The organism is uncultured Maribacter sp. (genome assembly GCF_947495965.1).
In the GTDB taxonomy this organism is placed as follows: domain Bacteria; phylum Bacteroidota; class Bacteroidia; order Flavobacteriales; family Flavobacteriaceae; genus Maribacter_B.
Map to the genome: position 1 here is coordinate 98,031 of NZ_CANMBB010000009.1, position 23,054 is coordinate 121,084.

The window sequence follows — 23,054 nt, forward strand, 5'->3', positions numbered from 1 at the left end:
TTATGCTTTAGCTAAATCTGCCTCTCTAAAAGCTTGCACTTTATTTAAAAATTCTTTTGTGTCTTTTAAATAGTTTTTAGCAAATTCTTCTGTAGGCTCATTTTTATTTATTTGAAGAATAAACTCTTCAAAACCAGTATTCAAAGATATTCTATTATTTGAAACAAATTTTGCATCAAAATCTTTAATAATTGCAGCGTGTGTATTTGTCTTAACATTTTCTGCCGTTAATATTGCTTTTGCCGTATTAACCATAGAAGAGTAAGAATGATAAATACTAGCAGCCCATTTACCTTCTGCAAATGTAGCTTCTGCTGTTTGTATTTTTTCTTCACTCTCAAATAATAAAGTTGCAATTAAATCTATAACTACACCTGCACATTCACCAACACCAATTGCTTTTACATATTCTTCTGAATTTCCCCAATCTATAAAATCATCTGCAGTTAAGTTATCTACCGCAGTTAAATCTTTTAAGAAATCATAAAAATAGTGTTCTCCTTTTTCTGCATAGTACTCTGGGAAAGATGCTCCATTACCATTTGCATCAAAATCATTTAAGATTAAGCGCAATGCTTCTGGTCCTCTTTTACTTGGTATTTTTACTACTTTATCTGCAAATCTACCCTCTCCATTTCCAATATTACCACCACCTAACAATACTTGTAATGCAGGTGCTACTAATTTGTCTTTTGTACGAACAGACATTCCTTGAAAACCAATATTTGCCATGTTGTGTTGTCCACAAGCATTCATACACCCACTAATTTTAATAACCACATCTGGGTTATTAATATAATCTGGATATTCAATTTTCATTATTCTTTCTAACTCTTCTGCTATACCTGTACTACTTGCTATACCTAAATTACAAGTATCTGTACCCGGACATGCAGTAATATCTATAGCCTTATCATAACCAACTTCTGTAAATCCTAGCTTACTTAACTCTGCATAAAAGAAAGGAAGTAACTCTTCTTTTACATAAGGAATTAATATATTTTGACGCAAGCTAAGTCTAATTTCATCTGCTGCATATTTTTGAACTAAATCTGCTAATGCGCGAGCTTCTTTAAGATAAAAATCTCCTAATAAAACTTTTACTCCTATTGCAACATACCCTTCTTGTTTTTGAGGAATTACATTTACAGCCTTCCAAGCATCAAAAGATTCTTGGTCTTCTATAGTTGTATTTGGCACTGCAACCTCCGCAATTTGTGGTTTTGGATACGCCTCTGCATCAATCGGAAAAGATTTTATTGGCACTGCAATTTGCTCTTCTTCTAATAAAGCTTTAAAACCGTCTAATCCTAAATCTTTTAATAAGAATTTTAAACGTGCTTTTGCTCTACTTTTACGTTCTCCGTATCTATCAAAAACACGAACAACACCTTCCATTAAAGGAATAATTTTATCTGTAGGTAAAAAAGAGTACAATTCATCTGCATGACGAGGTTGTGAACCTAAGCCACCACCAAGCATTACTTTAAAACCTCTTTCTCCGTTTTCTATTTTTGCAATAAAACCTAAATCATGCATGTAAGAAAGACCCGTATCTGCATCGCTAGAAGAAAAAGAAACTTTAAATTTTCTTCCCAATTCTTGACTAATTGGGTTTCTTAAAAAATATTGAAACAATGCATGTGCGTAAGGAGACACATCAAAAGGCTCATCCACATCTATACCCGCAGTTTCACTTGCTGTAACATTACGTACCGTATTACCACAAGCTTCACGCAAAGTAATATCAGACTTTTCTAGCTCTGCCCATAACTCTGGAGTTCTATCTAAATCTACATAGTGAATTTGAATATCTTGACGTGTAGTAATATGCAAACGACCTTTAGAATATTCTTCAGAAACATCACATATTCTTCTTAATTGTTCCGAGGAAACTTTACCATAAGGTAATTTTATACGAATCATTTGTACGCCTTCTTGACGCTGACCGTAAACCCCACGAGCTAAACGAAGACTTCTAAATTTTTCTTCATCAATTTTCCCATTGTGAAACATATCAATTTTATTTGCTAAATCGATAATATCTTTTTCTACAATTGGATTCTCTATTTCTGTTCTAAAACTTTGCATACTTTATATTTTAGTACGTTTTACTATTTACTTTTAACCTTACTACTTTTATTTACTGTATAAACCCAGCTCCTACTGTATTGTTATTCTTTGTATCTATAACTATAAAAGAACCGTTTGTTCTGTGGTTTTTAAAAGCATCAAAGAAAATTGGTTTATTTAATTTAAACGTAACCTTTGCAATATCATTCATCCCTAAACCATCTACATTTTCTTCTATACCTGAATAGTCTGGGTTAATTTTATGATGAATCTTATCTACTTTTGCTAATACTTTATTTACGCCATGCTGTATTACGTATTTAGTACCTGCTTTAAGTTGGTCTGAATCCATCCAAGCAATAGTAGCAGTAAACTGCTTATCTATTGTAGGTAAATCTCCTTCCTTAACAATCATATCTCCTCTACTTACATTAATCTCATCTTCTAAGGTAATTGTCACAGAAGAACGTCTTGATGCTGTTTGGTACTTTTTATCGTACGCATAAATTTCTTTTATCTTAGATTTTGTTTGCGATGGCAAAGCAACAACTGTATCTCCAACATTAAGCTCTCCGCCATAAACCTTACCTGCAAAACCTCTAAAATCATGAAAGTCTTCTGTCTTAGGGCGTATTACATATTGCACTGGAAAACGTGGCGTTCCTACATTGGAAACAGCCGCTAAATCTAAACGCTCTAAATGCTCTAAAATAGTTTCGCCGTTATACCAAGGCATAGCATCGGTTTTATTTACTACGTTATCTCCTTTAAGTGCACTTACAGGTATAAATGTAATGTTCTGGTTTTCATAATCTCTTTTACTCATTAATTCAGAAAAATCTGATTTAATAGCATTGTATGTTTCTTCAGAATAATCTACCAAATCCATTTTATTAATAGCTACAATCACTTCTTTTACACGAAGCAAATTATTGATAAAAAAATGACGATTAGTTTGTTCTATAACTCCTTTACGAGCGTCTATTAATATAATAGCTGCTTGCGATGTAGAAGCCCCTGTTACCATGTTACGTGTGTATTCTACGTGACCTGGAGTATCTGCTATAATGTAACTTTTTTTAGCTGTTGAAAAATATATATGCGCAACATCTATAGTAATACCTTGCTCGCGTTCTGCTACTAAACCATCTGTTGCCAAAGAAAAATCTAAATAATCATATCCTTTTTGCTTACTAGTTTTTTCTATAGCTTCTAACTTATCACTTGTAAGAGATTTTGTATCATATAGTATTCTACCAATTAAGGTACTCTTACCATCATCTACACTACCTGCTGTTGCTATTTTTAGTACTTCCATTTTTATTAGCTGTTGGCTATTTGCTCTTGGCATTTAGCCTTTTTAAATATTATTTTTAAGGTTTGCTAGTGGCTAGGTGCCAAAAGCTAAAGGCAAAATTTTCTTTAGAAAATTTTAAAAATATCCTTGTTGTTTTCTTTTCTCCATTGCTGCCTCGGAACGTTTATCATCTATACGCGCACCTCTTTCAGAAATACTAGAGTCTCTAATTTCGCTTACTACTTTATCTATACTAACTGCGTCTGAAAGAACCGCAGCCGTACAAGACATATCTCCTACGGTACGAAAACGCACTAAACGCTCTTCTACTATTTCTTCTGCATCACGGAAAACTATATCATCTTCAGCAGACCAAATCATACCATCTCTTACAAATGTTTTACGCTTGTGTGCAAAATATATAGAAGGAATCTCTATCTCTTCTTTCTGAATGTAAGACCAAACATCTAATTCTGTCCAGTTAGATATTGGGAACACACGAACATTTTGTCCTAATTCTATATCTCCATTTAGCATATCAAACAATTCTGGACGTTGGCTTTTTTCATCCCACTGACCAAAATCATCACGTACAGAAAAAATACGTTCTTTTGCTCTTGCTTTTTCCTCATCTCTACGAGCGCCTCCAATACAAGCATCAAACTTAAACTCTTCAATAGCATCTAATAATGTTGTGGTTTGCAAAGAATTTCTACTAGCATATCTACCAGATTCTTCTTTTACCTTACCAGCATCAATAGAGTCTTGTACATTACGAACAATAAGCTCTACTCCAAGTTCTTTTGCTAACCTGTCTCTAAATTCTATAGTTTCTGGGAAATTATGCCCAGTATCTATATGCATTAATGGAAAAGGAATTTTTGCAGGCCAAAATGCTTTTTGCGCCAAACGAACTAGGGTAATAGAATCTTTACCTCCCGAAAACAATAACACAGGTTTTTCAAACTGAGCAGCCACTTCTCTCATGATATAGATGGCTTCGTTTTCTAATGGATTTATATGTGATGTATTTGTACTCATCTTATTTTTTTAATTCTTTTTATTTTCTCCTTATATATTTATAAATACTATGTGTGCAACCCACATTCTCTATTTTCTAACACCTTAGTTGGGTCAAAATATTTATGCTCATTAGGTAAATTATTCTCTTGTAAATAGGTATCTAATTGCGCATCTTCCCAGTGGTAAAAAGGACTAACTTTTAAAACGCCATCTTTACTTACACTAAAAATATCTAGACTATTTCGTAATGCAGTTTGCCCCTTTCTAAGATTTGTAAACCATACTTCTGGTTTATGCTCTGCCATTGCTCTTCCAAAAGGTTCTAGTTTTACCTGTTCTGTAAAAATTGCATGATTAGGGTCCTCTATTCCTGGAATTCCCATTACCACATCTCTATGAGAAGAAGTTTGCTTAGGTACATATAAATGAATATTTAACCCCAATTTCTCAATTAATTCTTCTGCGTGTCTATATGTATTTGGTGTATTATAACCCGTATCGCACCAAATAACTTTAATGTCTTTATTTACTGCAGTAACTGCATGTAAAATATTTACTTCGTATGGTCTAAAATTAGTTGTTACAACAGCATTTGTAGTTTGTTGTAATGCCCATTTTATTATTTCAGCAGGAGAAGATTTCTCAAACTTTTTATTCCAATCTGCAATTTTTTCTTCTGTATAGTTCATCGCTCTTTATCTTATTTACCCCATTTTATACCATTCCAAATACGCTCATGGAAAAAATACAACACCATCTTAGTTAAAAAATCTACAGAGGCTATAGATGCCGCCACTGCCATTTTACCAGTTAATATATAAGACACAACTAAAGTATCTAGTGTACCTATTACTCTCCAACTTAATGCCTTTGCTACACTACGAATAGGTTTTTCAGACTTTTTGTCGTCTTCATACTTACTTTTCGTGGCTTTTTTATCTAAAATCAATTGATCAGCAATCATTTGTTATTATTTTTCTATTACCCTATAGATTTAATAGGATATTCAAAAATAGTATATTTATACCACCTAAGACGTTAAAAAATAACTAAAATTACTTTTACCCTATCGATTTAGTAGATTATTAAATATTTAGAAGTTTTATTGAGAATAATGAATCTAATAAGGTGAATTCATAAAAATTTTAAAACCATAAAAACACATAAAATGAGGTAATTGGAGCGTTAAACTAGAATATCTGCCAACGTATTGTTCCTATACACCTGCAAAGTACTGTCTCTTATTTGAAGCATTAACTTGTTTACAGAACAGGTTTTTTCATCTGGACAATCGTCACATTTTTCATAAAAATTAAGGCTCACACAAGGCACCATTGCAATAGGCCCTTCTAATACTCGCATAACATCAGTCATTAAAATATCTTTAGGTTCCTTAATGAGGTAATACCCTCCTCCTTTTCCTTTTTTTGAACCTAAAAAACCTGTTTTACGAAGCGTTAATAAAATACTTTCTAAAAACTTTTGTGATATATTTTCTTGCTTAGCAATTTCTGCTATTTGCACAGGTGCATTTTCTTTTTGTAATGCCAAAAAGGAAAGTGCTTTTAATCCGTATTTAGTTTTCTTGGATAGCATAGCACGAAGATAGGAAAATAAAAAAAACAACTATAAATATACTAATTAAAAACCTGTTTCGTTATTAACCTTCATATATTAACCGTTATTAAAAAACCATGAAAAAACTAAGCTTATTTTTATTTTTATCCGCAACAATTTTATTTACTTCTTGTGAAAAAGATAGCGATGAAAACCAATTAAAAAATTCATTAACTTCTGAATCCGATATTATCGGAGAATGGGATTTAACTGCTTATAAAGTAGAAGATGGAGAAACAGTAACTAAAGTAAATGGCGCATCTGTAACTCAAAAATACTCTTCTATTGGAAAAGATTTTGATATGCAAATAGAATTTAGCAATGACCCTAATACCGCAACTAGCAATGGCTCATTTATATCTGAAACTAGTATTTCTATTTTAGGACAAACCCAAGTAACAGAAATTCCTCTTTACACCGTATTTAACTCTAGTACCTGGGAACTTAGAGATGGTGTTATCTTTTTTATTGATGAAAACAATAAAGAAACCAAAATGACAACTATAGAATCTACAGAAAATAAGTTGGTTCTTTCTTATGACATAAATGAAACTATTGAAGTACAGGAAGGAGCAACTTCTACTACTACTGGTAAATTAACAATAACCATGGAAAGATAAAGTTCTGAAAAAGAAGATACAACAACTTCCTCTCTAATTGTTGGAATTTGGGACCTAACAGAACTAATAACAAAAGATGCCGTTTTAAAATTAAACGAAGTCAATAAAGAATATTAATTCGCTGCTAAAGCAAAGGATTTAGATGCTAGTATGGTATTTTCTAATAACCCAAATTCTTTAAAAACCGAAGGAACTTTTCATTATACTATAACTTATGAAGATGGAGATGTTATTGAAGAGATAAGAGATTTTGATTTTTTTAACAATTCAAGTGGATGGTAACTAGAAAACAATTTAACAGAATTATACAATCACGTTAAGGGGTCTTCTGAAGTAGGCAACAGAGCAACCATTTTAGAAATGACTGAAACTACCTTAAAACTTAAAATACTCTTTTCTAAATTCTACGATTCAAATGAAAATGAACGTAGAAGTTTTATTGCCTTTTTTACTAAAAAAGAATAATTTAAGGTCATTTTTTTGACAAAACCCTAAAAGCCAAATCTAATTAGATTTGGCTTTTATATTTCTGCAAAGTCCCGCTTAATTTAAAGCCTGCTTTATATCTGCAATAATATCCTCTATATGCTCTAAGCCCACAGATACACGTACAGAACCATCTGTTATGCCAGATTCTAAACGCTCTTCTACAGATAACTTACTATGTGTTGTAGATGCTGGATGCGTAACTATACTTCTAGAATCTCCAAGATTTGCAGATAAAGACAACATCTTAATACTATCAAAAAACTTTTTACCAGCTTCAATTCCCCCTTTAACCTCAAAAGCAACAATACTACCTCCTGCTTTCATTTGCTTTTTAGCAACCGCATACATTGGGTGCGATTTTAAGAACGGATATTTTACCCAACTGACTTTAGGGTGCTCTTCTAAAAACTGAGCCAACTTTAATGCATTTTCGCAATGACGATCTAAACGCACTGCCAAAGTCTCTAAACTCTTGGTTAATACCCAAGCATTAAAAGGGGATAATGCTGGGCCAGTAATTCTTGAAAAACGATATACTTTATCCATTAACTCCGTACTACCAACAGTAATACCTGCTAAAACCCTTCCTTGACCATCCATTAATTTGGTTCCAGAATGTATTACCAAATCTGCACCAAATTTAATTGGCTGTTGTATATATGGAGTTGCAAAACAGTTATCTACAATAAATATTAAATTGTGTTTTTTTGCTATTTGTCCTAATCTTTCTAAGTCTAATACATCTACCCCAGGATTTGTTGGGGATTCCGCATAAATAATTTTTGTTTGCGAGGTAATCATTGCCTCAGCAGCATCCAAATCATCAATAGGAAAATAACTAGTTGTAACCCCCCATTTTGGTAAAAATTTGGTAAACAAAGTATGCGTAGAACCAAAAATACTTCTTGCAGAAAGAATATGATCCCCAGTTTTTACCAATGCCGCCAAAGTAGAAAATACGGCTGCCATACCAGATGCAAAAGCAAACCCACTTTCTGCCCCCTCCATTTTACAAACCTTCTCTACGAATTCATTATTTGTAGGATTGGAATATCTAGAATAAATATTACGTTCTTTTTCTTCTGCAAATGAAGCTCGCATATCCTCGGCATCCTCAAATACAAAACTTGAGGTTAAGTAAATTGGTGTAGAATGTTCTAAATATTGGGTACGCTCTGACTGTGTTCTTATCGCTTCCGTTTCAAATTTTTTCATCTTTCTTTTTATTCTTTGGCTTTGAGTGTACTCAGCCAACTATGATTCTGCTCCACTCAATTAATGATAATTGAGCGTAGTTAAAATTAATTTTTTTCTACAATTCTTAATATATCTCCAAAAACACCTCTTGCCGTAACAGCTGCTCCTGCTCCCGCTCCTTGAATTACTAGTGGATTTTCCCCATAAGACTCTGTATATATTTCTATAATAGAATCTGACCCTTTTATTTGCCCTAAAGCGCTTTCTTTTGGTACGGAAACCAGTTTTACATCTAACTTTCCTTTTTCTTCTTGCAAATTTCCATGCAAATCACCTACATAACGCAAAACGTGATTTGGTTTCTGGTTTTTCTTTATCTCATTAAAAGTATCATCTAACATTCCTAAATTATCTAAGAAATGATTTGTATCTCCTTTTTCTAATAAAGCAGGAATCAAATTCTGGATTTCTACATCAGAAAATTCATTGTGCAATTCTAACTCTCTAGCTAGTATTAATAATTTTCGGCCTACATCATTCCCTGACAAATCCTCTCTTGGATCTGGCTCTGTAAAACCTTTTTGCATTGCATCTTTTAAAATAGTAGAAAAAGGCGCATTTACTTCTGAAAATGTATTAAAAATGTAACTTAAAGACCCTGAGAACACACCTTTTATCCTCGTAATATTCTCCCCTGATAAATGTAATAACTTAATAGTGTCTATTAAAGGTAAACCTGCTCCTACATTAGTTTCATATAAGTACTGTTTTTGATTTTTAACCAACTCTTCTCTTAAAAGCTGGTAATAATCAAAACCTAAAGTATTTGCTATTTTATTTGAGGATACTATATCAAAACCATTCTCTATAAAATCAAAATAATGCGCAACAAAATCTTCACTTGCTGTATTATCTACAATAATTAAATTTTCTAAATGATGTCTCTTAGCAAAATCAAAAATAGTACTCAAAGTATAAGGCTCTCCCTTTTTATCTAACAAAGACTCCCAATTCTTAGAAACTCCTTTTTTACTCAATATTACTTTTTTAGAATTTGCAACGGCAAAAACTCTTAAATCTAGACCTTTCCTTTTTTCTATGTTTTTGGCAGATTTTAATATCTGATCAATTAGTGTTCCTCCAACATTACCATGTCCAAAAACAGCTATATTAACCTTTTTACTCATTCCAAAAACTTGCCCATGCATTACATTTACAGCCTTATGTAAATCGGTCTTTTTTACTACCAAGCTCACATTTTTCCCTGTAACTGTATTATTAAAAAGTAATGGTGTTATTTGGTTCTTAATTAAAGAATTGTAAGGCTTATGAAAAGTGCTCAAATCTTGTCCTACAATAGAAATAACAGAAACATCCCCTACGACAGTAATTCTATTAACATCTTTTGATGTATAATCATGTGTAAATTCCCTATCTAAAGCTTGTTTTGCTTTCTGTGCAATATCTGCATCTACCACCAAACCAATTCCACGTTCTGAGGAACCTTGAGAAATAATACTTACACTAATATTACTATCCCCTAAGGCTTTAAAAATACGAGCATCTACCCCTACTTTTCCTAACAATCCCCTACCTTCTAAATTAATTAAAGCAACCTTTTCTATTACAGAAATAGATTTAATACCGTCTTTGCTAGTTTTTGCACTAATTAAAGTTCCTTCATTATCACTATTAAATGTATTTAAAATACGTAAAGGAATATTTTTTTCTAGTAAAGGAATAATTGTTTTGGCATGTAAAATAGTAGCGCCAAAATTTGCCAACTCATTGGCTTCACTATATGAAAGCTCAGAAATACGTTTAGCATCTGCTACAAAATCTGGATTTGCTGTATAAATACCATCTACATGTGTATAATTTTGAAGCTCTGAAGCATCTAGGAAATTAGCCAATAAAGCCGCAGAGTAATTACTCCCATTTCTTCCTAAAGTTGTAGTTTCCCCATCTAAAGTAGAAGCTATAAAACCTGTAAAAACAGGTACGGTTCCTTGCGACAACAAACCAAACTCTCTTAAAACATTTTCTTTAGATACTGTTTCTAAAACACTAGCATCTCCAAAATTATCATCGGTCTTAATAAGACTTCTAGAGTCCATTAACTTTGCCTTTACACCTTTTCCAATTAATAGTTTTGTTATTAATTTTGCAGATATTAACTCTCCATAAGCTAAAACCTGATCTTTAATCTTGGAACTGTAATCCCCTAATAAAGCAACCCCTTCATACAACTGAAACAAACTTGCAAATTCCTCTGATAAATTTACATTTTTATAAGAATGCGTCTGGTATTTTTCAAAAGCTTCAAAGTCTTTTGCATAACTTTTACCAGATGCAGCTTTTTCTAAAATAACCTCTAGTTGGTCTGTAGCTTTTTCTCTTGCAGAAAGTACCACGGCAACTTTTTCTTTAGCCTTTACTTTATCTAAAATAATATCTAAAACATGTTCTAAACCCTCTCCATTACTTAAAGATTTACCTCCAAATTTTAAGACTTTAACTTTAGTAGTCTCTTCTTCTTTATTAAAAATAGGATTCAACAAATTTTGCATTTGATCAAACTCAATCAAAAAAGCATCATGTCCATGTAAAGACTGTACTTCGCCATAGGTAACATTACTATTTGCTTGGGCTATTTGCTTAAATGTTTCTCTATTTTCTTTAGCAGTAAAAAATAAATCAGAATCTACTCCAATAATATGAATATTGGTTTCACTATTCTGCAAGTCTACAAAAGCTGATTCTCTATCTCTAGTAATATCAATAGACTTTAAAAGCTGATTCATTAGTTTATAGGCCGATAATTGAAAACGTTCTTTCAATTTATCTCCATGATGCATTAACCAACTTTCTACATTAAAAACCTGCAACTCTTCATTAGTACTGCGTTTAAAACGCTCATTAAAAGATTCTGGCGTTCTATAACACAACATTGCATGCATACGAGCATCATGTACAGGTTGCTTAGAATTAATTAAAAACTGCTCTTGTATTTGGCAGTTTCCTATTAACCAATCTGTAGACTTCCAGTCTGATGCCACAGGGATTAAATGCTCTGTTAAATTAGGGTTTAGCGCTGCCATTTCCCAAGCAATACCACCTCCCATAGAGCCCCCAATTATTGCAAATAGATTAGAGATTTTTAAATCTTTAAGACCCAATAAAAATATTCTCGCAACATCTCTTGCAATAAAATCTTTATAATTTTCTATTACAAAACTATCGTATCCATTTCCTGGAACGTTAAAAGCCAGAATAGTATACTTATCCGTATCTATACATTTTCCTTGCCCTACTATTGCAGACCACCAACCATCTTTACCAGTAACATTAGAGTTCCCAGTTAAAGCATGATTTACCAGCACTATTGGAGCACTATGCAAGGGTTTTCCAAAAAGTTGATAGGATAGCGAAATATCCTGAGATACCCCGCTATATGTTTTGTATTTATTAATTGTAAGATGATGTAACATCTGGTATTTTTTACTTTATTAAATTTTATGCTTATTGTGCAAAAGCCTGTTCTAAATCGGCTTTTAAATCTGCAATATCTTCTAAACCAACAGATAAACGTATTAAATCTGCTCCTACACCTGCATCTATTTGTTGTTGCGCTGTTAATTGTTGGTGTGTTGTACTCGCTGGGTGAATAATAAGTGATTTTGTATCTCCAATATTTGCTAAAAGAGAAAATACTTTAGTAGCATCTGTTACTTTTTTAGCAGCTTCAAATCCTCCTTTTAATCCAAATGTAACTAATCCACTTTGTCCTTTAGGTAAATATTCTTTTGCTAAATCATAGTACTTGCTACTTTTTAATCCAGGGTAATTTACCCAAGCCACTTCTTCTCTACCTTCTAACCAAGTTGCCAATTCTAATGCGTTAGCACTATGTTGTTTTATTCTTACGTTTAGAGTTTCTAAACCTTGAATAATTTGAAAAGCATTGTAAGGACTTAAAGCTCCTCCAAAATCACGCAATCCTTCTAAAATTAATTTAAAAGTAAATGCTGCAGCTCCTAAAGCTTCGCTATACACCAAACCGTGGTATCCTGCAGATGGCTCTGTAAACTCAGGAAATTTTCCGTTTGTCCAATCAAATGTACCTGCATCAATAATTGCCCCTCCTAAAGATGTTCCTTGACCGCCAATATATTTGGTAAGTGAATGTATTACAAGATTTGCTCCGTGCTCAATTGGATTTAATAATGCTGGTGAAGCAACCGTATTATCTACAATAAAAGGAACTTGTGCTGCTTTTGCTTGTGCAGAAATAGCTTTAAGGTCTAATACATCTAACTTTGGATTTCCTAAAGATTCTACAAAAAATGCTCTTGTATTATCTTGTACTGCTTTTCCAAAGCTTTCTGGGTCAGATGCATCTACAAAAGTGGTTGTAATACCTAACCTTGGTAAGGTAACATTTAACAAAGTAAATGTTCCTCCATATAAACTACTAGAGGCTACTATATGATCTCCCGCTTTTAACAAAGTCATTAATCCCGTTGCAATAGCAGAGGTTCCTGAAGCAAAAACAACAGCACCAATACCACCTTCTACAGCTGCTAAACGATCTTGTAATATTTGATTTGTTGGATTATTTAATCTTGTATAAATAAATCCTAATTCTTTTAATGCAAATAAATTTGCTGCGTGTTCTGTATCCTTAAAAACATAAGAAGAAGTTTGGTAAATAGGTACCGCTCTAGTTCCTCCTGTTTGTGTTGTGTCATGCCCTGCATGTAATGCGTTTGTTGAAAATTTTTGATCACTCATGATTTTTTGATTTTTTTTAGTTAATTGATAAAAAAATTCAAATCTTATAGTACCGACATTGTAAAATAAGTAAAATCAAAAAGTTAAAAAGAAATTGGAAAGTTGCTATGTATCATAGCTTATTTCGTTATCTGCCTTATAAATCATTCTGATTTCTCTGGTAGAATTTAGCACCTTCTTTGCATGGCAAAGGGTTGCTAAGGCTTCACAGGGTCTAATCCCTCCGCCTTTCTTGATAACAATTCAATATGTATTTGAACTTAATATGCTGCAAATATATACTCCAAAAGTTTATTTGCCTACTTTTTATAAATAAAATAACACTTTTATTTATTTATTTTAAAATAACAGCTCTGAATAAGATTCCTTTTCCAGAGCTATACTTTTATAATTTACAAGTTAAAACTAGCTTTTACTTTATCTACCATATCTAGTTTCTCCCAAGTAAATAGTTCTACTTCTTTTTCTACTTTACCATTATAAGGAGATTCAAAGACTTTAGTAATAGTTCTTGGCTCTTTTCCCATATGACCATATGCTGCTGATTCTAAATAAATAGGATTACGTAATTTTAAACGTTCTTCTATAGCAAACGGACGCATATCAAACAATTGCGCTACTTTCTCTGCAATAGCACCATCTGTTACATCTACATTTGCTGTTCCATAAGTATCTACAAAAATAGAAGTTGGTTCTACTACTCCAATCGCATAACTTACTTGTACTAATATTTCATCAGAAACACCAGCCGCCACTAAATTTTTAGCTATATGCCTTGCTGCATAAGCCGCACTACGATCCACCTTACTTGGGTCTTTTCCACTAAAAGCACCGCCACCATGTGCACCCTTACCACCGTAAGTATCTACAATTATTTTACGCCCTGTTAAACCGGTATCTCCATGAGGTCCTCCAATTACAAATTTCCCTGTTGGGTTAACATGGTACGTAATTTCATCATTAAATAAAGCTTGGATATTTTCTGGTAATTGCTCCTTAACTCTAGGTATTAATATTGCTACAATATCTTCCTTAATTTTAGCCAACATAGCTTCATCATCCGTATTAAAAGCATCATGTTGTGTAGATACGACAATAGTATCTATACGTTGTGGTACATTTTCATCGGAATATTCTATAGTTACTTGCGACTTGGCATCTGGTCTTAAATAACTAATTTCTTTATTCTCTCTTCTTAACTCTGCTAATACCTGAAGAATTTTATGAGAAATATCTAATGCCAATGGCATATAGTTTTCTGTTTCTTTAGTTGCATAACCAAACATCATTCCTTGGTCTCCTGCCCCTTGCTCTTCTTTTTCGCCTCTATCTACCCCTTGGTTTATTTCTTTAGATTGCTCGTGAATAAGAGATATAACACCACAAGAATCTCCACTAAATTGATATTCTCCCTTTGTGTAGCCTATTTTATTAATAACTTCTCTTGCTATATTTTGAACATCTAAATAGGTATTACTTTTTACCTCTCCTGCTAAAACTACTTGCCCTGTTGTAACAAGAGTTTCACAAGCAACTTTACTTTCGGGGTCAAAAGCTAAAAAACTATCTAATAATGCATCACTAATTTGATCCGCAACTTTATCTGGGTGTCCTTCACTAACAGATTCTGATGTAAATAAATAAGACATAATTCTTTTTTAAAAAGGAAAGTAGCGCGCAAAATAAAAAAGCAAATAGATAGAATACCCTATATAAGGCGTAGTAATATCTGTTTTAGCATTTTTTAGAGGTTGCAAGCAGTCAAATCTTTCCTCGTAGATTGAAAGTGTAAAAGTAGTGCTATTCAGAAATATGTCAAAATAGAATCTCTTAAAAAATTATACTTTTATCTTATTAATTATCTATCCTGAAAAAAATTCATCGGATATTTACGTAAACATTTTACCATCCTATTGTTATCTTGTATATTGTATCGCAATATTTTTTCTTATTATCATAACTATAAAAAACATCTAAAAAATGCATATTGCTGTAGCAGGAAATATTGGTGCCGGAAAAACCTCTTTAACCAAATTATTAGCCAAGCATTATAAATGGGAACCCCATTTTGAAGAAGTTGCCGATAACCCTTATCTAGATGATTTTTATAATCAAATGGAACGATGGAGTTTTAATTTACAAATCTATTTTTTGAATAATAGATATAGACAAATTCTTGAAATTAGAGAAAGTGGAAAAAGTATTATTCAGGATAGAACTATATATGAAGACGCCCATATTTTTGCACCTAACTTACACGCCATGGGCTTAATGACAAATAGAGATTTTAGCAACTATACTGGTCTCTTTGAACTAATGGAATCCTTAGTACAGCCCCCAGAATTACTTATTTATTTAAGAAGTTCTATACCAAACTTGGTGAAACAAATTCATAAACGTGGTAGAGATTATGAAAATAGTATTTCTATAGATTATTTAAGCAGGCTAAATGAACGTTATGAGGCATGGGCTCATAATTACACTAAAGGTAAATTATTAATTATTGATGTAGATCAATTAGATTTTGTTGACAAGCCCGAAGATTTAGGACAAGTTATTAATAAGATTGATGCCGAAATAAATGGTCTTTTTTAAATGACAAACTGTATTCTTGCTAGCACCTCTACTATTCACAATAGTACTTATTTAGAATATCTTTTTAATGAGTTAAAAGAATTATTCAGTGCTACTGATGAAGTTCTATTTATTCCTTACGCTAGACCAAGTGGCATTTCGCATGAAGAATATACCACGATCGCAAAAAAAGGATTTCAGAAAATAAACAAAAAACTTATAAGCATTCATACTTTTGATGAACCTATAAAAGCTATTCATAATGCTAAAGGAATTTTTACTGGAGGAGGTAATACGTTTGTCTTAGTCTCTAAGTTATACGAGTTACAACTTATAAATCCTTTAAGAAAAAAAATTCTAGAAGGTACTCCTTATTTGGGAACTAGTGCAGGAAGCAACATTGCTGGCGTTAGCATGAAAACCACTAACGACATGCCTATAATTTACCCTCCTAGCTTTTCTACATTACATATTATTCCTTTTAATATTAATGCTCATTATTTAGACCCAGACCCAACATCTACACACAAAGGAGAAACCAGAGAAACTAGGATAAAAGAGTTTCATCAGTTTAACAAAACTCCAGTTATTGGTTTACGTGAAGGCAGCTGGATTCGTCTAAAAAACAATAAATGCACACTTGAAGGAAAAGAACTTTCTGCAAGAATTTTTGAGCAAAACAAAGAACCTGTTGAAGTACCTACAAATACTTCCCTACTTTACTTAGCGTAATTACTTTTAAATAAAGCCTTTCTTTTTTGCATGACCAATTGCTTCTGTAGTATTATAAACTAATAAAACATCAACATCTTTATAGTCCTGAAACAACTTTTTTACACGTAGCATTTTCTTTTTACTTTTTACTGACCTTAAATAAATGGAAGTTATTCTGTTTGGGTTCTTTGCAACAATATCTACATAGATATCTGGATCATGCTCTCCACAATCTCCAATAAGAATAAAAGATAAATCTGGATAGGTATTTAATATATTTTGAATTTCATGATGCTTATGCGATATTTTAACTTTTGGCGTTTTATCAAATAAAAATTTTAGGTTTCGCAACAATATTGCTCCCTTTGGAAAATTATTGCCATTTAAAAAAATCTCTAAATATTTATATAAATTCCAAGGGCTATTACTCACATAAAAAACAGGATTACAATTATTTTTAGATTTCCCTTTATGTAATTGCATATAAAAATCTGCAGCACCTTCTAAAGCTTTTCTGTGTAATACATTAACAAAAAAGGTATTAAAAACTGCTTTCCATTTAAATTTAGAAGCAACACCTGTATGCAAAATAGTATCATCTATATCACTGATAATCCCATATTCAGATTCTGGCAGAACAACTAGCATTTCTCCATAAAAACGATTTTCAGAGACTATCTTTTTAGTATACTCTTCTGGTTTATCATAGGCTACTTTATAAGACACCCAACCATCTTTAGAAACAATTTCTGATAAATTCTCTACGCCCTTATTTAAGATATAGTACCCTTCAGAATCTGCTACTATTTTTTCCTGCTCATTATTCTCTATCTCAATATTTATAGAAGCAAATTTTACCTCATCTGTTTCAAACCTTTTCCATGTGCTAATAAAAACAGGCCATATTCCCTTTTTATTTATATCTATATTCTCATCTTCTAAAGCTCGTCCTCTTAAATATATATGATCTAAAGTACCATAGGTCTTAAAAGGAATAATTTGCAACTTATCTTTCTTAAACATAGCTCTAATTACACTAGAAATTAAAAGTATAAAAAAACCGCCTTACAAAGTGCAAGACGGTTAAATATAAATTAATTAAAAAAAATTATTTTTTAGTATTCTCTTCATTTTTAAATGCTGCATAAGCTACATTCATTTCTTTATTATTCTCTGTTTTTATAGTTGTTTCTATATTTACACTATTAGTATCCTGAACATGATTTGCAAGACCCTCTTCTGTAATTGCAATACTAGGGGCTATTACCAAAGCAACAACAGACATTAATTTTAACAAGATATTTAAAGAAGGCCCGGAAGTATCTTTAAAAGGATCCCCTACGGTGTCTCCTACTACGGCAGCTTTATGAACATCCGTACCTTTTCTTCCATCTTCTTCTATGGTTTTCTTTGCATTATCCCAAGCTCCTCCTGCATTGGACTGAAAAATAGCCATTAAAACTCCACAAGTAGTAACACCCGCGAGTAAACCTCCCAACATTTCAGCACCACCAATACCAACTATTTTACCTCCAAAACCAACAATTACTGGAACAGCAATTGCTAACAAACCAGGTAAAACCATTTCTCTAATGGATGCTTTTGTAGAAATATCTATACACTTACCATAATCTGCCACACCATCTGCAGCATCAAAAATTTTTCTATCTTCCTCTGAAGCTTTACTCATATCAGAATCATACTTACGCATAATACCCAGTGCTGCTTTTAATTCAGGAATATCTCTAAATTGACGACGAACTTCTTCTATCATTGCCATTGCCGCTCTACCAACAGCGTTCATAGATAAAGCAGAAAAAACAAAAGGCAACATACCTCCTATTAACAAACCTGCCATAATATCTGGTCTAGAAACATCTATAGAAGTTACATTTGCTGTTTTCATAAAAGCTGCAAATAATGCTAACGCTGTTAATGCTGCAGAGGCAATTGCAAACCCTTTTCCTATTGCAGCAGTTGTGTTACCTACAGCATCTAACTTATCTGTACGTTCACGAACTTCGCTCGGCAACTCTGCCATTTCTGCTATACCACCTGCATTATCACATATAGGACCGTAAGCATCTACCGCTAATTGAATGCCTGTATTTGCTAACATACCTACTGCCGCAATAGCAATACCGTATAAACCTGCTTGGCTATGCGAAATAATAATTGCTGCTGCAATTAAAAGTATAGGAATTGCTGTAGACATCATTCCCACACCTAATCCTGCAATTATATTTGTTGCAGCTCCTGTTTCCGATTGCTTAACTATATCCATAACAGGTTTTTTACCTGTTGCAGTATAATACTCTGTTACTTTACCCACTAAAAGACCTGCAACTAAACCTGCTATTGTAGCCCAAAAAACTCCCATAGAAGTATAAGTTACACCTGCTTCTACCCATGATTCTGGAAGCATTTTTTGAATAATAAAAAAAGATGCTACCAACATTAACCCTGCAGAACCAAATTCTCCAATATTTAATGCCGTTTGCGGGTTTCCGCCATCCTTAACACGAACAAAAAATGTCCCTAGAATAGACATAACAATACCTGTTGCCGCTAATACTAATGGAAGATATACTGCTCCTAAACCATCAAAAGATGTAGCAAACTCTGGCAAACCAACATAAACAGCGCCAAGTACCATTGTTCCTATAATAGACCCCACATAAGATTCAAACAAATCTGCTCCCATACCTGCAACATCTCCAACATTATCCCCAACATTATCTGCTATTGTAGCAGGGTTTAAAGGGTGATCCTCTGGTATACCAGCCTCAACCTTTCCTACTAAATCTGCACCAACATCTGCTGCTTTTGTATAAATCCCTCCACCAACACGTGCAAACAAAGCTATAGAAGATGCACCTAAAGAAAATCCAGAAAGAACATTTAACACCTCTCCAATACTCCAGCCTTGTCCGCTATATATCATAAAGAGTCCGCTTAAACCCAAAACTCCTAAACCAACTACACCAAGTCCCATTACAGCTCCACCTGCAAATGCAACTTCTAAAGCTTTTCCTAAAGATTTTCTTGCTGCTTGTGTTGTTCTAACATTAGCTTTAGTAGCTACCTTCATACCTATAAATCCTGCTAATGCAGAACAAATTGCCCCAACTATAAAAGATACGGCTACCATACCATTAGATCCTTCTTCTGAATTTCCTTTAAAGTAAAGTAATACCGCAACTGCTATTACAAATACAGCTAAAACTTTGTATTCTGCTTTTAAAAAAGCCATTGCCCCGTCTGAAATATTCTTGGCAATTCTTGCCATTTTTTCCTCTCCTTCGTCTTGTTTAGATACCCAAAGGTTTTTTACGAATACAAAAATTAAGGCCAGAATACCAAAGCCCCATAAATAGTTCACAAATACTTCCATAGTTTATTATTAATTTGATATTTATATGGCATTAAATATACGAAATCAATAATAATAAAAAAGCCACTCTTAAAATTAAGAGTGGCTTTTTATTCTACACTATAGATTTACTATATAGTAAAGGTACGTTTCTTTTTGTGTTCGCTTTTTTCATAACGCTCTACACATTCATGATAAATTTTAACTGCGTCTGCTGCATTTCCCCAACCACCAGTATCTACTTTCTTTTTCTCAAGATCTTTATAAACTTTAAAGAAATGCTCAATTTCTTTTAATCTATGTGGGTTTATATCTGAAATATCATGCTTATTACTCCATATAGGGTCAGATACAGGTACACAAATTACTTTTTCATCTGGTCCTTTTTCATCGGTCATATAAAATACACCTATAGGTCTAACCTCCATAACCACCATAGGGTAAGTTGGCTGGTGCCCTAAAACCAAAACATCTAATGGATCGCTATCCAAGGCTAATGTTTCTGGAATAAAACCATAGTCACCAGGGTACATCATGGAAGAAAATAACATTCTATCAAACCTAATTTTATGTAATGTAAAATCGTACTCATATTTATTTCTACTTCCTTTTGGAATCTCTATTAAAACATCAAAAGTTATGCTTTTCTTTTCTGCCATTATTGTATTTTTTTTTGTCATGTACAAAGTTAACAAATGAACGCTAGCTCATTAATGAAATTGTATTAATTCTATAATAATTTAAAAATTAAACCCAAAAGTTCCTGTTACACTAAAGGGTCTTGCTTCTGGAGTATCTAAATAATTACCTCTAAAGTTAAAATCTATTCTAAATATTTTAAAAATGTTTCCTATTCCAAAGGAGTATTCATAATACACTTTATCTGATGGTGCTATTAATGGCGTTGTACTATTTGCTGGCGCATTTAATGCAATATTTTCATCTGACAATTGCCCCCAAACTCCACGCAGTCCTACAATTTCTCTTAAATTCCATTTTCTTATTAACGGAATTCTAGAAAATAACCTGCCATTAAAATTATGTTCTAAATGCAATGACGCATAAGTATCTGTAACAAATTCGTAAAAATCTAAATTTGGAAAAGTACCATAATTAGAAAAGAAAGTTTGATTACCCGGAATAACACTTAATAACCCTAGAGGCACTTCGCCAAAAGTTTTACCAATTTCTACAGTACTATACAATCTTCCAAAACCTCCTACTTGCCATGGCTGACTATATGAAAACTGAAGTTTACTATAATTAAAATCGCTATTCATAGCGCCTTTTAACCCTTTTGTATAATTTAATAATAGTGTACTATAGTTATCATTAATATCTCTACGCTCTACACCATGGCCTATTGTTTTTTTTCCTGGTGTATATATTACTATTGTGTTTAGATTAAATTGCTTAACCTCTGATGCTATTCCTGTTACAGATTCAGGGTCTACGTAATCTAAACTAAAATCGCCAGGTAATGCAGAGCTAAGCGTCCTAAAGTTTGCTCCCAAAGAAACCCTAACATTTGTTAGTGGCTCTACCTCTACACTAAGTGCGCTTAAATTAATATTGGTAAGCCTATTATTTGCACCAACAGTTAACAAAGAGGAAGATGCTATGCTTCTTCCTAAAACATCATTGGTAGCAGTTAAACTTACTCCCAATTGTTCTATATCTCTTCTATTTCCACCAGAGATTATTAATCTACTTTTATTATCTAACAAAAACTTACCAGATATACCATGCTTAACTTTTTGATCAGCAAAACCATATGCGGCATAACCTTCTACTCTCCATGGATCGTTTGGTCCAAAATACGTTCTTGCACCTAACCTTACTCTAGCACCTTCTGCATCATTATAACCAAAAACATCGTAAACAGAACCAATATCTAAATTCCATTTGTCTATTTCTACGTAGCCAGACCCCAGAATACTAACTAAGTTATAATACGACTTAAATTTAGGAACAGTTTTTAACGTATCTATTAACTTATAAATTCCTTTTTCATCTTTATTTAAAGACTCTAATCTATTCTCCTTCCAAAATGCGTCATCTTTTACAACTACCTCTGGATCAAAAGGGTTCCCATCTTTCTTATAAAAATCTCTAGGTTTTTCTTTATCAAAATCATAAGCGTTATAAACCGTAGTTCTTTTACCGTAAACTCCTTTTGATTTTTCTTTCTTTTTAAAACTAAAATCGCTCAGCATATAGTCTCTCTTTAAAAGAAAAACGGAATCGTTCATTACATCAAAATCTTGCTCAATATAAATTTCCTTAACCCAGTTTATATTGGCACTTTTAGTAACTTCTAGATTTATATTTTTAATAGCGTATGTAGAATCATTTACCCAAAAGTCTCCTTTAAATGTTAATTCATTTTTTCTTCTTGGATAGTATACAATATTATAGCACCACTTATTATCTATAAAAGCACTATCTCTAAGCGCATAATTATAGGTATCTATTCCTGTTCTAGATAAAGGGCTAGTAAAACTTTTATCAAAAAACTTTAAGTAATTATCATAAATATCATAATCCTGATACAAATCTTCTACAAATGCTATTATTGCTTGGTTGTTATCAAAACCAGAATTTTTATTCCCTAAAATTTCTTCTTTTTCTTCTTTTATAATATTATCCCCATATACCTTAGAAAAAGTTTCGTTTAAGAAAATTGGCAAGTACGTTTTTCCCGTAATCTTTGAAGTATCTAAATCTTGAAATACAAATTCTAGCCCTTTAAATATTTTACGTTGCATTAAGGCACTATCTATAGTATTTAAATCAAACTCTACCTTTTCATATTTATCAAAAGCATATTGTTTAAACTTACGAACTCCATTCTCTCTTTTTTTAGCCCATATTTTTCGAAGAATATCTACTGCTGGGTTATTTTTTTTAGATTGCTTACCTGCTATAAGAACTACTTCATTTAATTGTTCGCTAGATTCTGCTAGCTTAATTTCCATTTCGTAATTAACCTTGGAATTAAGATTTATGGTCTGCGTTTCATACCCTATAAAAGAAACCACAAGGGTATTATAACTTGCATCTGATTCTAAATAAAACCTTCCATTATCGTTTGTAATGGTTCCTTCTGTAGAATTCTTAAAAAGTATATTAGCAAATGCAACAGGTTCTCCCAAATCATCTAATACTATTCCAGAAACTTTAGTTTGCGCATTTACTAGTAGTGCAAATAAAAAAAGGAAAAGAAAAGTTATTTTTTTCATTATTATTTTATGTTCTATTTAATGGTACTAACAAATAACGT

At 32.6% G+C, this 23,054-nt stretch carries 18 protein-coding genes and 1 riboswitch; of the genes, 4 read left to right on the top strand and 14 right to left on the bottom strand.

From position 1 onward, the window contains the following. The 6 genes from Q0820_RS15075 to Q0820_RS15100 form a co-directional block, all read right to left on the bottom strand. Complete coding sequence (locus tag Q0820_RS15075) at positions 1 to 2,091, bottom strand: nitrite reductase (protein WP_298488817.1); 2,091 nt, start codon at positions 2,089 to 2,091, stop codon at positions 1 to 3. Between the two features lie 52 nt (positions 2,092 to 2,143). Beyond that, complete coding sequence (locus tag Q0820_RS15080) at positions 2,144 to 3,391, bottom strand: GTP-binding protein (protein WP_298488818.1); 1,248 nt, start codon at positions 3,389 to 3,391, stop codon at positions 2,144 to 2,146. Between the two features lie 114 nt (positions 3,392 to 3,505). Continuing rightward, positions 3,506 to 4,411 carry a sulfate adenylyltransferase subunit CysD gene (gene cysD / locus Q0820_RS15085; protein WP_298488820.1) on the bottom strand — a complete coding sequence of 302 codons (906 nt, stop codon included), beginning with the start codon at positions 4,409 to 4,411 and terminating at the stop codon, positions 3,506 to 3,508. A gap of 47 nt (positions 4,412 to 4,458) precedes the next feature. Next, positions 4,459 to 5,082, bottom strand: a complete 624-nt coding sequence (locus Q0820_RS15090; RefSeq protein ID WP_298488822.1) for a phosphoadenosine phosphosulfate reductase family protein — start codon at positions 5,080 to 5,082, stop codon at positions 4,459 to 4,461. A gap of 11 nt (positions 5,083 to 5,093) precedes the next feature. After that, positions 5,094 to 5,357: a DUF2061 domain-containing protein gene (locus Q0820_RS15095; protein WP_298488823.1), complete on the bottom strand. Its 264-nt coding sequence runs from the start codon at positions 5,355 to 5,357 to the stop codon at positions 5,094 to 5,096. Between the two features lie 221 nt (positions 5,358 to 5,578). Further along, on the bottom strand, positions 5,579 to 5,989 hold the full coding sequence (locus Q0820_RS15100) for an Rrf2 family transcriptional regulator (RefSeq protein ID WP_121068934.1): 411 nt from the start codon (positions 5,987 to 5,989) through the stop codon (positions 5,579 to 5,581). A gap of 98 nt (positions 5,990 to 6,087) precedes the next feature. Here Q0820_RS15100 and Q0820_RS15105 point away from each other — a divergent pair, with 98 nt between their 5' ends. Together Q0820_RS15105 and Q0820_RS15110 are read left to right on the top strand one after the other, a co-directional pair. Further along, a complete protein-coding gene (locus Q0820_RS15105; protein WP_298488826.1) occupies positions 6,088 to 6,630 on the top strand; it encodes a hypothetical protein in 543 nt (180 codons plus the stop codon). A gap of 150 nt (positions 6,631 to 6,780) precedes the next feature. Beyond that, on the top strand, positions 6,781 to 6,912 hold the full coding sequence (locus tag Q0820_RS15110; RefSeq protein WP_298488828.1) for a hypothetical protein: 132 nt from the start codon (positions 6,781 to 6,783) through the stop codon (positions 6,910 to 6,912). 261 nt (positions 6,913 to 7,173) lie between these two features. On the opposite strand, the gene Q0820_RS15115 is transcribed toward Q0820_RS15110, so the two are convergent. The 4 genes from Q0820_RS15115 to metK all read right to left on the bottom strand — a co-directional run bounded on the left by Q0820_RS15115 (position 7,174) and on the right by metK (position 14,759). Continuing rightward, positions 7,174 to 8,334, bottom strand: a complete 1,161-nt coding sequence (locus Q0820_RS15115; protein ID WP_298488830.1) for an aminotransferase class I/II-fold pyridoxal phosphate-dependent enzyme — start codon at positions 8,332 to 8,334, stop codon at positions 7,174 to 7,176. An 86-nt stretch (positions 8,335 to 8,420) separates the two neighbouring features. After that, positions 8,421 to 11,807 (bottom strand): bifunctional aspartate kinase/homoserine dehydrogenase I, encoded by a 3,387-nt coding sequence (thrA, locus tag Q0820_RS15120; protein ID WP_298488832.1) that lies wholly within the window; start codon positions 11,805 to 11,807, stop codon positions 8,421 to 8,423. A 31-nt stretch (positions 11,808 to 11,838) separates the two neighbouring features. Beyond that, positions 11,839 to 13,110: an O-acetylhomoserine aminocarboxypropyltransferase/cysteine synthase family protein gene (locus Q0820_RS15125; RefSeq protein WP_298488834.1), complete on the bottom strand. Its 1,272-nt coding sequence runs from the start codon at positions 13,108 to 13,110 to the stop codon at positions 11,839 to 11,841. Between the two features lie 124 nt (positions 13,111 to 13,234). Beyond that, a riboswitch (SAM riboswitch) is annotated at positions 13,235 to 13,352 on the bottom strand. Between the two features lie 150 nt (positions 13,353 to 13,502). Then, the gene (gene metK / locus Q0820_RS15130; protein WP_298488836.1) at positions 13,503 to 14,759 is read right to left on the bottom strand and encodes a methionine adenosyltransferase; all 1,257 of its coding nucleotides are present in this window, start codon (positions 14,757 to 14,759) and stop codon (positions 13,503 to 13,505) included. 331 nt (positions 14,760 to 15,090) lie between these two features. Here metK and Q0820_RS15135 point away from each other — a divergent pair, with 331 nt between their 5' ends. Together Q0820_RS15135 and pepE are read left to right on the top strand one after the other, a co-directional pair. Next, a complete protein-coding gene (locus Q0820_RS15135; RefSeq protein WP_121068926.1) occupies positions 15,091 to 15,705 on the top strand; it encodes a deoxynucleoside kinase in 615 nt (204 codons plus the stop codon). Then, entirely contained in the window at positions 15,706 to 16,416 is a 711-nt protein-coding gene (pepE, locus tag Q0820_RS15140; RefSeq protein WP_298488839.1) for a dipeptidase PepE, read from the top strand. A gap of 6 nt (positions 16,417 to 16,422) precedes the next feature. Here the strand turns inward: pepE and Q0820_RS15145 are convergent, their stop codons facing one another. The 4 genes from Q0820_RS15145 to Q0820_RS15160 all read right to left on the bottom strand — a co-directional run bounded on the left by Q0820_RS15145 (position 16,423) and on the right by Q0820_RS15160 (position 23,013). Continuing rightward, entirely contained in the window at positions 16,423 to 17,421 is a 999-nt protein-coding gene (locus tag Q0820_RS15145; protein WP_298488841.1) for an App1 family protein, read from the bottom strand. 85 nt (positions 17,422 to 17,506) lie between these two features. Further along, positions 17,507 to 19,792 (bottom strand): sodium-translocating pyrophosphatase, encoded by a 2,286-nt coding sequence (locus tag Q0820_RS15150; protein ID WP_298488843.1) that lies wholly within the window; start codon positions 19,790 to 19,792, stop codon positions 17,507 to 17,509. Positions 19,793 to 19,902: 110 nt separating this feature from the next. Next, positions 19,903 to 20,430 carry an inorganic diphosphatase gene (locus tag Q0820_RS15155; protein ID WP_121068922.1) on the bottom strand — a complete coding sequence of 176 codons (528 nt, stop codon included), beginning with the start codon at positions 20,428 to 20,430 and terminating at the stop codon, positions 19,903 to 19,905. Between the two features lie 81 nt (positions 20,431 to 20,511). Continuing rightward, a complete protein-coding gene (locus tag Q0820_RS15160; protein WP_298488845.1) occupies positions 20,512 to 23,013 on the bottom strand; it encodes a DUF5686 family protein in 2,502 nt (833 codons plus the stop codon). Positions 23,014 to 23,054 lie beyond the last annotated feature (41 nt).